A 12,687-nucleotide genomic window follows, 5' to 3' on the forward strand; every position below is an offset into this window, starting at 1 on the left:
TATTGCGGATATTCAGTAGGCATTCCCAAGAGGGGAAAAATTGGTGTTAGAATTTGGTCTCAGAATTCGGTATAGCTCAATTCAATCGCTGGGCTTTGGGTCTCCAAATCCATAAGAAAAAACCGTAGATTCTTGTAGCTTCCAAGTTCTCCCCATTCAATGGCAATGGCCTTTCCCTTCCTTGCATCTGTAATGAATGCATACTTAAAAGGAAGAATTTGATTTCCTTCTTTCCCAAAAACTGCGCTTTGGCTTTTTCTTGTAACCACTAAATATCCACTTTCGACATAATCAAAAACTGGATTAAGAGAATAATAATCTCCATAGTTCTGCTTTAGATATTGCCTAAAATCCATTTCACAAGAACACGGAAATGGAATTTCATTTCCCAAAGTATCTATGACCACAAAAGAAGTTGGGTACCCAAATTTTCTTGCTATTGAAAATCCTTGATGAAAATTAGATGCAAAGGCATATTTCGCAGGAATCACCAATTCTCCCTGGGTATTTATGAACCCTACATACCCCTCCTTACTTTCCACACGGGCCAGACCCGAATGAAAGGGCCAGGGCCTTTTGACATAAATAAAAGGAATGACTTCTTTGCCTGATTTATCGATAAATCCCCAAAGCCCATTAGCGTTTTGTACTGCAGCCAAATTCTCAAAAAAAGGATCCGCTTTCCTGAATTTTCCCGGAAATGCAGGATTCAACTTCAAATCAAAATAGGAGAAGGTACCCTTAGTCGGATGTTTCAGGGTAATGAGCCCATCATGAAAAAAATAAATGAAGCTTTCCCAGGGTTTGCTTTGGAAAATACTCATCGCATCATGGGTATAGGTCCCATCATAGTCCACTGCCTGATACAACTGAGCCAAAGAATAGGTGGCAATCACTCCCTTGTCCAACTCATACCAATAGGCCCTCATTCCTTCCAGATTCGGAGCTGTTTGCTCCCAAGCCAACACCGTATTTCCAAACCAATTGGTAATCCGCAAAAACCGTTGAGGAAGAACAGGATTGGGATCCCCTACCCTTCGCATTTCATATTTTCCATCCACTCTCCTGAAATACAAGCCTTCCTTGAAGGACATATCCGGAAGAGACTGACCGATTTCCTTGTATTGAGTTTCCGTTTGCGTATCGTAAATGATTACATCTTTGTAAAAGTTATACACCAAATAGCGACCATCCCAGAGTTGATTTTGGGGATTGTCCAAATCAAACCGGCCTTCCAATTGAATCTGAGCGGATAAATTTGAACATAGCGATGCCATTAAAAGCATCCAAATGAGCTTTTTCATAATTAGTAAGGGTTAAAGTTTAGGATTAAATTCAGTTTAGGGCTTCCCCTTTTTCGATGTAGTATTCCAGGCGATCCCGAAGAAATTCCACAAAGGCTGTCCTGTTTTTCCGCACGGTGATCTCTGAAAAGGTGCGATAGAGGTCAGAAAGGCTTACCCCAAAAAATTTCTCAAAAAATCCGGCAATCTGAGTCAGGTCAGCCCGTCCATGGTTCAACACCCCGGAGACCTTCAAAGCATAAATCAACTCTACCAGATCTACTTTTTTACCGGTCCAGTTGAGGGGATTAGACTTTTTCCAGTCCGGATCACCTGCTCCGTTTAGTTCCCTCAACTGCTCATGGATATAGTCCATCAAAGCGATGGTCCCCTTTATCCTGGCAAAATAGAGGGTATATACCGTACAATAGCGCGTATCCAAAGTATGCCAAAACAGATTGGGCTTGTAAATGGGAGCTTGTGCACTGCGAAGGAAAAAAACCTTATCCTGGTTCTCCTTTTTCAGCAACAGGTAGTTGTAGAGGTTCTGATTTTCCTTGAGGAATTTCCTCATGGCAGCCCGCTCAGTTTCATAGAAGCGTTTCAGTTCCTTGCTTGATCCCGGAGTCTTGGAGGATTCAATCATAAATAGTTCGGAGTAAAACACCGATTCTTTCAAAAACTCAGACATCTGATTTTTGAAGAACTCGATTTCCTCTTCCTCAGATTCAAATTCATAGGTAGCCAGAAATCGTTTAAGCTCATCCAGTGCGTGATCGACCAGATAAAAGGCCGATTCCACCTGAATCAATCGGTTTTCTGCATCCAAGGTCACGATGCTGAGATCATGCTCCAATTTTGAGCTGATCTGTCTCGAATATTCCTGAATAGTCATAAAATAGTTGGTTTAGTTTATAGAGTGGTTTAGTCATATCTGTTGGAAATCTTAAGCGACCAAAATGCAGACGCTGCAATTTTGAATTTGATGTATTTGAGTTTTTGTAGAATCAGATGGTTCTCGGGATTGAAATCCTCCATCCATCGCTTGTTTTCTGCCATGAAGTCCTGCAGTACCGATGTACGGATAGCAAGCACTTTTTCTTTAGCTTCAAGGGGACTTAAGGAATTATGCATAACCAATAAAGCCAGATAATTCATGTGATCCCCAATAGCCTGCTCCTTCTTGTAAGAAATCAGATCGTTATCCAAAAAGATGAGTTTAGCTCCCAAATCCCGCAATGAGGCTGTTTCCTTCCAAAGACTATCCGATTCAAAGACTTGATCTTCAAACTCCAGACAGGTTAAACTAACTGCCAATTTGGCCCCGGAGAAATAAGGTTTATACTCCAAATAATCCTCTAGAGATGGATAAACTCCTCGATCCCGAAATCCAGCCTCAATCCAACTGTAGTGTAAATGAGCCTGTACTTCAGTTTGAATGAGTTCAACCTGAACTTTCGAAACCTGCTCCATTTGCTCCAATTCCATCCATAGGTCCTGAAAAGCATTGGCAATAGAGGCGATCTTGGAGGGTAAAAAAGGGGGATTCCCCCTCTCTTTCCCCCAAAAAACCAATACCCAATCCAAAATCAGCTTCCAAAACCGCTCCTTGGAGCCCGGTATGAGTTGATCTGTTTTATCATCCAGGAAAAAGAGCCAAACATACAGTTTGGTAATCCATAGTCCTTTGTGAAAATCAATCTCCGGATAGAGGTAAGTGGAAAGCAATCCCAATTTTGCTTTTTGAAACCGTTTTACTTCTTCAGGTTCACATAAAAAAGAATGAAAATCACAGGCCCAGGAAATGGCAAGGGCTTCAAGTTGATCGGCCTGGTCGTGTCTTGAATGCTTGAATGGATACCCGATTTCTTGAGTGATGGAATCTTTCCAGTTTTCTCCTCCCCCCTGATGGGATTCTTTGGATCTAAGCCGGGTAACCGAACGATTGCTGATCCCAAGAAGGCTAGCCAATTCCTTAATTTTCAGTACAAATCTTAAATTAGGCACTTTAAGCTCCAACTCTCTTAATCGGTCCTCATAAGGCAATTGAGAAAAGGCAACCCATTGCTCATTGGAATTTCTGACTTTTGAGATAAGGTATTCAGACACCACTCTGAATTCAGGAAGATCTTGCAAGACCAACTTTTCATCCTCATAAGTTAGTACCGTAAAGCAGGAATTCATAAGGGCCCGAAATTCAAAACGGCTTGGAATCTGCTCCCGATAAGAATCGAAGTCCAAAAACATGTCTCCCTCAAAAAAGAGACGGATTAACTTCCCATTGCGAAACATGCCAATGAGCCCTTTCTCCAAGACATGAGACTCGGTTTCTACAGTTCCGGCATGTCTGATTATAGTTTGGGAAGAGACTTCCCGGATGGAAATGTAATTTCCCAGTTTGACGAAGGCAGAATCCTCTGCCATCCCCTGAAGTCCCAATAAAGATTTAACCTTCAGAGGATTCCACTGAGCAGTATTCATAAACACCCTATTTAGTTGAAAAACAAAATCAATTACGTCCGAAAGACAACCAATGAAAATTGGACCGTACAGCTAGGGACTTTTATCCGACTTGATCGATGAAAAAGCCCTGATCACAAAAGAATTTTAAAGTATAACTAATTAAAAATCAAAGATTCAGGAATCATTTTTAAGAATTCAGGTGAAATTTGCGCCATTGGCTAATTTTTTCTTACCTCCTACCCAGTACTGAATCCAAGAAATCCTTTCCCTCGAGATTTCAGAAAATGAAACAAAATGAAGGGAAAATTACGATTTCAGGAAATATTGGTCTACCCATTGATCCTGACTTGGACCTATACCGGCCTTGAAAAAATTATCCGATTTGAAGCCTCTAGAAAAGCATTCCACAATCAGACTTTTCCTCCAGAGCTAGCAGAACTATTAAGCTATTCCGTCCCCCCTTTGGAAATAATTCTTGCTTTACTCCTAGCCTACCCTGCCACTCGATGGTGGGGCTATTTGGGAAGCCTGCTTCTTTTCACTGTATTTATCACCTATGTGGGCTTGATTTGGGTAGGAGCATTCCCGCGAGTTCCCTGCAACTGTGCCGGAATCATAGAAAGCCTGGGATGGGGAGAGCATTTCTTCTTGAACCTCATAATGATTGGGATTTCTATAGGGGGATTAAGATCGGAAAATTCAACGAATGGAACCCTTCGATAAGCTCAGTTCAGGAATTGAAAAATTGAGAGATTGGCGGAAAGTGAGTAAGGAAAAGTAGTATAAAGACTTCTTCCAAAAAGCTTCCCTATTGAAAGAAAAATTTGGAGCGGTGGGGTGTAGTCACCGCTCCGCAGCCCGAAAAACGGGAAATCAGGCTGCAAAAAATTTCAATAAAATCAAAGGGTTCGCTCTTCTCGATGGCTTGGGTGAGAAGCAGGCCAATACCAACGAACCCCTAAGGGAGATGCCGAAAACCCTTTCTAGAGTAGGCAAACAACCACAAACGGTTTGGCCCTTTTTGATCGGTTAAAAAAGGGTTAATGATTATGAACAAACTAGTAAAATTGCTCCCCGCAATGGCATTGGTGATGGGAGCAACCTTGGCCATGGCAATGAATTTTGCCAATCCGATGCCCTCTCAGGTATTTGCAGAAGATCCTGAAAACCCGGGAGAGTTTATCGAGGTCACCAGCTGGCAGCCGGGAGTCGATTACATCTGTGATCAAACCGGGGACTGTCTTTATGATGCCCCCAATGGCAATGTAGTGCAGCAAGGTACTTTCATTGATTTGAGATGAAAGGATGGGGAGGCTAGCCTCCCCTATTTTTTTGTTGGATATTTTTAAAAACAACTGCTTCCTACCCAACCATGAGAAAGATAAATCATCCGGCAATAGCAGTAATTCCACGATTTATTAATCCCTTCGATCCGTTTGAGCTATTGGATTTAGCGCTAATTCATTATCTGGAATAGGCAGCACATATTTTTTGGAAAGCGGTCTTAAGGTGACTGATTCTCCATTGATTTGCCGGGTAAGGGTCCTTTGAAATTCAGGTTCAGCATTTAACCTTCTCAGGTCGATCCAATTGATACCCCTATAGACCAAACTTTTCCTCTTTTCTTCCAGTATCCATTGGAGTGCATCTTGAGAGGAATTATTCTGTATGGGAACATATTCATCGGGAGAATACCTTGTTGCCAGCAATTGATTCATGATCGATTCCGCTTCTGGTAATTGGTTCCTTCTGGCCAGACATTCTGCTTTGATCAGATAAATTTCATCCAAGGCCAGTCCTCCGAACCGGGAAAAATTTCCTGAATACTGTCCCTTGAAGGTATATCCTCCATTGGGTCTAAGCTGGGTGTACAATGTTCTTCGCAAATCCCCCTCTTCGTATTTCTCCATCAATTCGGGGTTAACCCAGACTTGGATATTGGATACCCCGGAAAATCCAGCAGATATCAGCACAGTATGAAAGATCACTTCCTCATTGTATTTCTCAAAAGGATAAGCCGCATTCGGGTTTAGGTCACTGTAAGAAAGTAAACTAACCTCGGGACGACTAAGAACCCAATCAGCAGCCGCTTCTGCCAACCCATAATTACCGATAGTCAGGTAAACCCTGGCTTCGAGTGCTTTTACTGCCAATTGAGAGGGTCTGGTTTTTATAGGATCTAGGACAGGAAGTGAATTAAATGCTTGTTCCAAATCAGAAAATATGGACTCGTAATAGGAACTAAGCGGAACCCTGGGCGATCGTTCCAAAATTTCAGAATTCAGCCTCAAAGGAATACCTGGTTCCTGATCATTGATGCCCTGAAAATACGCAGGAGAGAAAAGCTGCGCCAGCATATAATGCGCATGAGCCCTGTGAAACAGCGCTTCCGCCCTCATTTTCCTGAGTTCCGGAGTTTCCTGTAACTTCTCTATCTGGTCCAGGACCACATTAGCAATGAATATAACCCGGTAAATTCTAGACCAATCTGCACCACCTGTGATCGGCCAGATTTCCTCCCTCCACAGATAGGCATTCTGTTCCTCTTCGGTCCTTAAGGAGGCCCATCCGCCATCTGTGATGACCAGATCATCGGAAGAAAGAAGCCCAAATCCCGGCACTAAATTGAGTTCGCTGTCATTATCCAGCAAAGCCCGGATATCCTGCTCAGTCGTTGGAATCAGAATGCCTTTATTGGGCCTTTCATCCAAAAACCCTGAACAACCCCACAGCAATATGATGGACATGATCCCCAGTTTAATTAAAATATGATTTTTCATAACATGTGTCATTTATTAATGATTGATTCTATCGAATAGCTTAGAAGGTCCCACGAAGTCCCAATGAAAAAGAGCGCAATGGATTCAGATTTCTGAATTCGGGATCCAAGGGATCATCAGATGCCTTCCAAAGTATTCCCAGATTGTTTATATAAGAGTAGATCTCCAGGTTTGAAAAGACCGGTTTGTTTCCTCTTGAGAAATCAGGAAACCGATAGTTTAAAGTGATATCCTGAAATCGGATATGATCCCCTTTTTCTACCAATACCTCGGAAAACCTGTAGAGATTGTCCCTGTTCACGTTGGTATTGCCGGGGACGGAAGGGACGTTGGTCACCAATTCATCTCCCGGATTTTGCCAACGAAGTGCATAATCCGAATGCCCGGGATTTCCTCGAAGCAAGGAGTTGTAAAGCACAGAATTTCTCCTGTAGTAATAGCCTAGCTTATAGGAGATGTTGAAGGAAAGGGAAAGCCCTTTCCAAGCAAATGTGTTTCGGAAGGCCCCAAAAACTGTTGGTCTTGCGGAACCATGAAATACCAGATCTTCAATCCCGGACTCCCGAATGATCGAGGTAAAATCTTCAGAAGGACTTCCATCCAGAAATCCCTGAGGATTTCCGTTATCAGGATTAAGTCCTGCCCAAGGGTAACTAAACATCGAATACAAAGGAAATCCTTCCACAGGATATACCCTTCCAAAACCCAATCCTCCGTTGGAAAGAACACTTGAGATCGGCTCTTCCAAGAGGTACTGGGTGACAGTCTCCCTATTCGTACTAAATAGCAACTGAGAATCCCAAGTCCAAGTCTTTTTAATATTCTTTGAATTCAGGATTATATCCCAACCTGTTCCTCTGGTATTGGCTGAATTCCCCCGGAAGGATCCCAAACCGCTGGAAGGAGGCAATTGGGTATCTGCAATCAAATCCAGGCCATTTTTAAGATAGTATTCTATCGATCCTGAAAGCCTGGAATTTTTGGTTTCAAAGTCCAGTCCGAGGTTAACAATCTCTATCCGTTCCCAACTTAAATCCGGATAGGGAGGATTGAGTATCCGTGCATAAGGGAGCCCAGGATTAAACCCGAAAATAGAGCTGGTTAAAAACAATGCCGTAGTCTCACCGGTCAGCGTCTTGTCTATATTTCCATTGTATCCATAGGAAGATCTGATTTTTAGAAAAGGGAGATGATCCCAATCAAAGAAATCCATTTCACTGAGGGTCCAGCCCAAGCCAAGGGAATAGAGAGGAACTCCGCGTTGATTGGCCCTTACTCCAAAAAGGTTAGACTGATCCTTTCTGAAACTGGCCGTGATATCCACTTTATTCGCATAGGTATATCCGGCATTTCCATAAAAGGACAAGAAACGGTCGGTCAGATCCCCCAGCCCTGAGGCAAAGGGTATCACCTGGGAAATGGAAGGATTGTAGAAAAATGGATATGGGTTAATGTAATCCACCGGAATGGTACTGGCCAATTGAGGATTATAGCCATAGAAGCGGGTAGAATAGGAATTCAGCTGATAATCTTTTGCTTCAAACCCGGCCAAAACGTTAATCTGGTGTTTACCTGTTTGTCTGGTATATCTCAGCAAACTTCTGAATTGATGACTTTCCCCTTCATTGGTGTTGCGGTTTAAAATAGCCCCTACTGGAACCGGATATACAAGGGATCCATCCTCACGAATCTGGGTATAGGTATTGATCAGGTTTCGGGTAAAATAACTTTCCTGACTGTTGAAATTCTCCCCTACCTGATTGTTTGCCCAATATTGATAACTGAGTTCTGCTGTGAGTCCTTTGGCAGGCTGGACGATCAGGGCACTGGTCCAACGAATCTCATTGGACGAATTGGAATTGAGTGTCTCTCCAATATCCTTCAATGGAAAATACTCCCAATTCAACAAGCCCTGTTCCTGAGCTTCCTGGACAAAACTTTGTCTGAAGTTTCTGACTACTGCCAATGGATTGCCCTGCTCATCAGCGAGGCGGGCATAGGGATAGGTCTCCGTCAGCCCACTGAAGATCAATCCATTCAACCCCTGATTCCGGACTGTCGAATTATTCCTGATAAGCGCAATCTGATTGGAAAAAGTAATCCGTTCTTTCCAAAATTTAAACTCGTGGTTCCCTTTAAATGAAATTCGGCTCCGGTCGTTACCCTGAATATTTTCTCTGCTGTGGTCATAGCCCAAAGAAATTCCATATCGCTGTTTTTGATCACCCCCTGAGATCTGAAAGGCATATTGCTGATCCAGTTGAGGCTGATAGATGTATCGGTTGATATCATGCCTCAAATCCTGAGTGCGAAGAATAGCCAATTGTCTGTCGGCCTCTTCTTGAGAAATTTCACCGTTTTTCAAGGCATGAAATAGCTCTACTCCGGGAGTGATGGCATCCTGATTTCTGGAATTGAGTGCCGTGTTGTAAAAGTTTCTCGAATAGAGCAATTCTTCAACTTCCAAAAAGTCAGACGGACTCATGTTCTGGGCATAGAAAGCATCGGGTTTTTCAAATAGCCGGGTGTTGGCATTGAATGTGACCCGTAGTGGCTGATTGTACTTTCCGTTTTTGGTGGTGATGACAATCACTCCATTTCCAGCCCTGGCCCCCCAGATCGATGCAGCTGCTGCATCCCTTAGTACAGTCACCTGCTCCACATCATTTGGGTTGATATTTTCCAAGGGTCCATCGTAGGGAAAATTATCCACTACAATAAGAGGTTGAGAATTGGCGAAAAATGTACTCTTCCCTCGAATGGATATTCGGTCCTCCGCTCCTGCTCTGGGATTTACCAATAGGCCGGAGGTTACATTTTCCAGACGGGAAAGGATGTCCGAACTCACACTTCTATTGATCAAATCCTCATCTATTGTCACAAAAGAGCCAGTGACTCGTTCCTTTGGAAGTTCCTGATAGCCTGTTGCCACCACATCCACCCCTTGCAGCTGCATATCAGATGGAGCCAGGATAATGCGGATGTCCTCCTGTGTAGGAACCGACAGTTCAATGGATTGGGTTTCAAAACCAATAAAGCTTATGAATAAGGTGTACTTGCCTTCCTCAAGAGCAATTGAAAACTGCCCTTTTTCATCGGTAATTTCCAAAATCTGCCTTCCCTCCACTCGGATGGTGGCTCCCGGAAGGGGATCATCGGAAGATTGATCAATGACAGTGCCCCGGATCTTTTCCTGGGCAAATGCCGGTCCATGGAGGCTAAAAAACACCCCTGCCAGCCAAATAAATAAGTACTTTTTCATAAGATAGATTGGGATTTGGATTGCGGATTAGTTAGGTAGGTTTTCAATAGAGGAATAAGCTCCTCAGCCAGAAAAGGAACCTGAGAAGCCTGTATGATTCTCCCTTCCCCATCCAAGAGGATGCGATTGGGAAAAGAACTGATGCCGTATTGAAGTAGGAAAGGATGTTTGCGGTTGAGAGATCCTGTATAGAGATTGACAAACTCTTCTTGCGTGTATTTGCCTGATTCCAGACTGGACTTCCAGAGCTCTTCTGTAAAGTCAGCAGAAACTGTGATCACCTGGATTGGGGAATTCTTTCCAAATTCCTCCTTGACTTTGGTCAGGGTATTTTCATTAAATGCCAGGCAAGCTTTACATCCGGTAATCCAGAACTCAAGCAGGATGAGTTCGCCCTCAGCCACATCTTCAAAGCTTATCAATGCCCCACTCCTATCAAAAAACTCAAATCCGGAGACCTTTTTCCCAGTTCCCTTTAGGTCTAGCAGTACCTGCAACCAATCCTTATGACTGGACTCCTCCAATTGTGACAGTTGCTGATTAAGGTATTGAGGAGCTTCAGGGATGAGATCATAGCTTTTGTAGAAGAGACGAACCAGCATTTTTCTGTTCCAATAAGGATCCGAAACAGGGTCATGGAGGTAACGGCTAATATTGGCAATGCCTGCCTTGATTCTGGATTGGACATCCAGAAGATCCATCATTTCAGCTGAGAAAGGACTGACCTCCTGAGCTAGGACCGACTGTAGATTCCCGATTTGGATTTCGGCCAAGCTGACTACAGCCGAAAAGAATGCTGAATTCTCTTTTTCCCGCTTGGCGTACAAAAGATGACTGTTGATGGCAAGAAGGTATTTTCTCCATTCCCTCAGCTCCACTTCCCTTTTAAAGAAATCCAGAAACTGCTGAGGCAGCTCTTCTTTATAAGAATCGATCAATGCCCAAGACTGATACAACAATCCATCAGATTCATACAAATCCCTATTTCCCAGTTCATTTAAGGCTTCTTGGTTTCGGGCCTTGAAGCTCAAGAGAGGACCCGCAGTGGATTGGGCTTCTTGGTACTGGGCAGCATAGGTAGAATCTATAAGAACCTGATCCGGATTTTCTGTCCAAAGAACAGGAGGAATTCGAACCTGAAATTCCTCTTCCAATCTGCTCAAGTCCTGTTGAAGCTTAAACTTTACCGCTGCAGGTCCTGCAAACACCAAGGAATTGGATTCCAGATTTAGAAAAACCTGAACGGTATCTCCGGGATCGATCCGATAGCGGTTGATAAATGGAACCGATTCGCCCAAGGAAAGAGAGATCCATTGAGGTTCATGGGAAGTGGATAAATTGTATTGAAAGGACCGGGACTTAGGATAAGCCCCCTCCATCAGATTACCCAGTTTCAAGGGCAGAAAAAGCAAGTTGGCACCCGGAGCTTTAGGAGAATCAAAGAAATACTCCGGATAGACCAAAAGCCTGAGTTGATCCCGACTTCCATATTCGGTAACTCTTCCCCAGATAACTGCATCGGGAGACGGAGGGGTTGTCGGGTGTTGAGGGTCGTCACTGCGAGTGGAGGAACGAAGCGAAGCAGTCTCTATTATTGAAGACGGAAGGGTTGTCGGGTGTCCGGAGACCGATCCACCTCGGCGGACAAGTGCCCGATATTGAGAGGCGTCACTGCGAGAAGCTCCTAGGAGCGACGAAACAGTCTGGTCAATCGAAGCCAAGACAGGGAATGGGGCAGATTTTTTAGACTCAAGACTCAAGACACAAGAAGCAAGACTTTGGGCTTCGGCACTCCGGCTATAAGCTTCTCGTCCTGAATAAATTTGGTTTGATAAGACTGGGAATGGGGCGGGTTGGGAATCAGCGATCCCCTCCCCTGCACCCATATCTTGGTCGTTATCAACTAAACCAAAATTTAACTTGATTTCGGATGTCCGATGTCGGATGTCGGATGCTTCGACTTTGCTCTGCACAGATTCCCAATGTAAAGGGTCGTCACTGCGAGCGAAGGCACGAAGCGAAGCAGTCTCGTTTTTGGAAGATGGAAGACCCCGCCACGGCGGGCAGGCGGAGACAGGAGACCGAAGTATGGGTCCGCCGTCGATTGCTGACACATCGCTAGTGTAAACGCTCTGTTTAGAGGCCTTAACTTGATTCTCCTTGTGATTGAAAGTATCGGAGCGGGAATTCCCGCCCCGATTGGGGACAGACCTATGAGGAAAATCTGCCCCGGGTGAATCAGCAACTTGACTCTGACTGGGTGATGTACAACAAATGCCGATTAGCGTTAAGTAAATTGGAATGGTACGGGGTACTAAGGACTTGAAATACGCTTCGCGAAATATACCTCCCTGCGTTCGGTGAAATATAGCTGCGCTGAGATAAGCTCCACGAGATATACTTCGCTGCGCTGCGTGAAATACGCCTGCGGCGAGATAGGTCAAGGACTCTACAAACCGCAAAGCGGAAGGCGGACTGGGAAATCCAAGGCGTTCTTTTATCGCCATTAACTTAATTCTGGCTTTCTGGAAAAGGCATGGCAATGCCAGGAAGCATGTGAGTAGAAAATTTTTCATGCTTTAAATGGTTGTTTGATTGCTGGATTGGATTAGGGAGAGATACCGCTAAGCTGAGATATGCTGCGCGAGATACCGCTATGCTGAAATACGCTTTGCGAAATAAGCTCCCTACGGTCGCGAGATATCGCTGCGCTGAGATACGCTGTGCGAGATAACGCTACACCGAGATATGCTAGCGCGAAATACACCTCCCTGCGGTCGGTGAGATACTGGAGACTCTGGTAATACCCAGTATTTCAGACGCCGAAGTCGGTTATATTTCAACTGTATTTCCATAGTATTTCAAATAAGGAAATCGCTATCCATCCTGACTCCATATA

At 44.1% G+C, this 12,687-nt stretch carries 9 protein-coding genes; 3 read left to right on the top strand and 6 right to left on the bottom strand.

Annotated features, from left to right (window positions below; all coding sequences use genetic code 11):
• Positions 1-59: 59 nt before the first annotated feature.
• Genes AAA943_RS16420 through AAA943_RS16430 form a run of 3 tightly spaced genes read right to left on the bottom strand, consistent with a single transcriptional unit; the run spans position 60 to position 3,764 of the window.
• Complete coding sequence (locus AAA943_RS16420) at positions 60-1,304, bottom strand: WG repeat-containing protein (RefSeq protein ID WP_338225364.1); 1,245 nt, start codon at positions 1,302-1,304, stop codon at positions 60-62.
• Between the two features lie 31 nt (positions 1,305-1,335).
• Positions 1,336-2,178 (bottom strand): RteC domain-containing protein, encoded by an 843-nt coding sequence (locus AAA943_RS16425; RefSeq protein ID WP_338225365.1) that lies wholly within the window; start codon positions 2,176-2,178, stop codon positions 1,336-1,338.
• A 29-nt stretch (positions 2,179-2,207) separates the two neighbouring features.
• The gene (locus tag AAA943_RS16430; protein ID WP_338225366.1) at positions 2,208-3,764 is read right to left on the bottom strand and encodes a terpene synthase family protein; all 1,557 of its coding nucleotides are present in this window, start codon (positions 3,762-3,764) and stop codon (positions 2,208-2,210) included.
• A 276-nt stretch (positions 3,765-4,040) separates the two neighbouring features.
• Here AAA943_RS16430 and AAA943_RS16435 point away from each other — a divergent pair, with 276 nt between their 5' ends.
• From AAA943_RS16435 to AAA943_RS16445, 3 genes are all read left to right on the top strand, one after another.
• On the top strand, positions 4,041-4,469 hold the full coding sequence (locus tag AAA943_RS16435) for a MauE/DoxX family redox-associated membrane protein (protein ID WP_338225367.1): 429 nt from the start codon (positions 4,041-4,043) through the stop codon (positions 4,467-4,469).
• Between the two features lie 88 nt (positions 4,470-4,557).
• On the top strand, positions 4,558-4,779 hold the full coding sequence (locus AAA943_RS16440; protein ID WP_338225368.1) for a hypothetical protein: 222 nt from the start codon (positions 4,558-4,560) through the stop codon (positions 4,777-4,779).
• Between the two features lie 16 nt (positions 4,780-4,795).
• Positions 4,796-5,047 (top strand): hypothetical protein, encoded by a 252-nt coding sequence (locus tag AAA943_RS16445; RefSeq protein ID WP_338225369.1) that lies wholly within the window; start codon positions 4,796-4,798, stop codon positions 5,045-5,047.
• Positions 5,048-5,164: 117 nt separating this feature from the next.
• On the opposite strand, the gene AAA943_RS16450 is transcribed toward AAA943_RS16445, so the two are convergent.
• From AAA943_RS16450 to AAA943_RS16460, 3 genes are all read right to left on the bottom strand, one after another.
• Positions 5,165-6,493: a RagB/SusD family nutrient uptake outer membrane protein gene (locus AAA943_RS16450; protein ID WP_338225370.1), complete on the bottom strand. Its 1,329-nt coding sequence runs from the start codon at positions 6,491-6,493 to the stop codon at positions 5,165-5,167.
• A gap of 73 nt (positions 6,494-6,566) precedes the next feature.
• Positions 6,567-9,788: a SusC/RagA family TonB-linked outer membrane protein gene (locus tag AAA943_RS16455; RefSeq protein WP_338225371.1), complete on the bottom strand. Its 3,222-nt coding sequence runs from the start codon at positions 9,786-9,788 to the stop codon at positions 6,567-6,569.
• Positions 9,785-12,295: a TlpA family protein disulfide reductase gene (locus tag AAA943_RS16460; protein WP_338225372.1), complete on the bottom strand. Its 2,511-nt coding sequence runs from the start codon at positions 12,293-12,295 to the stop codon at positions 9,785-9,787. The genes AAA943_RS16455 and AAA943_RS16460 overlap by 4 nt, the downstream gene beginning before the upstream one ends.
• Positions 12,296-12,687: the final 392 nt, after the last annotated feature.

This window comes from Algoriphagus confluentis (assembly GCF_036245625.1).
GTDB classification, from domain to species: Bacteria; Bacteroidota; Bacteroidia; order Cytophagales; family Cyclobacteriaceae; genus Algoriphagus; species Algoriphagus confluentis.

Bases quoted from the DNA above. Each gene is read 5' to 3' on its own strand.
- AAA943_RS16420 (WP_338225364.1), bottom strand. From the start codon at position 1,304: ATGAAAAAGCTCATTTGGATGCTTTTAATGGCATCGCTATGTTCAAAT.
- AAA943_RS16425 (WP_338225365.1), bottom strand. From the start codon at position 2,178: ATGACTATTCAGGAATATTCGAGACAGATCAGCTCAAAATTGGAGCAT.
- AAA943_RS16430 (WP_338225366.1), bottom strand. From the start codon at position 3,764: ATGAATACTGCTCAGTGGAATCCTCTGAAGGTTAAATCTTTATTGGGA.
- AAA943_RS16435 (WP_338225367.1), top strand. From the start codon at position 4,041: ATGAAGGGAAAATTACGATTTCAGGAAATATTGGTCTACCCATTGATC.
- AAA943_RS16445 (WP_338225369.1), top strand. From the start codon at position 4,796: ATGAACAAACTAGTAAAATTGCTCCCCGCAATGGCATTGGTGATGGGA.
- AAA943_RS16450 (WP_338225370.1), bottom strand. From the start codon at position 6,493: ATGTCCATCATATTGCTGTGGGGTTGTTCAGGGTTTTTGGATGAAAGG.
- AAA943_RS16455 (WP_338225371.1), bottom strand. From the start codon at position 9,788: ATGAAAAAGTACTTATTTATTTGGCTGGCAGGGGTGTTTTTTAGCCTC.
- AAA943_RS16460 (WP_338225372.1), bottom strand. From the start codon at position 12,295: ATGGCGATAAAAGAACGCCTTGGATTTCCCAGTCCGCCTTCCGCTTTG.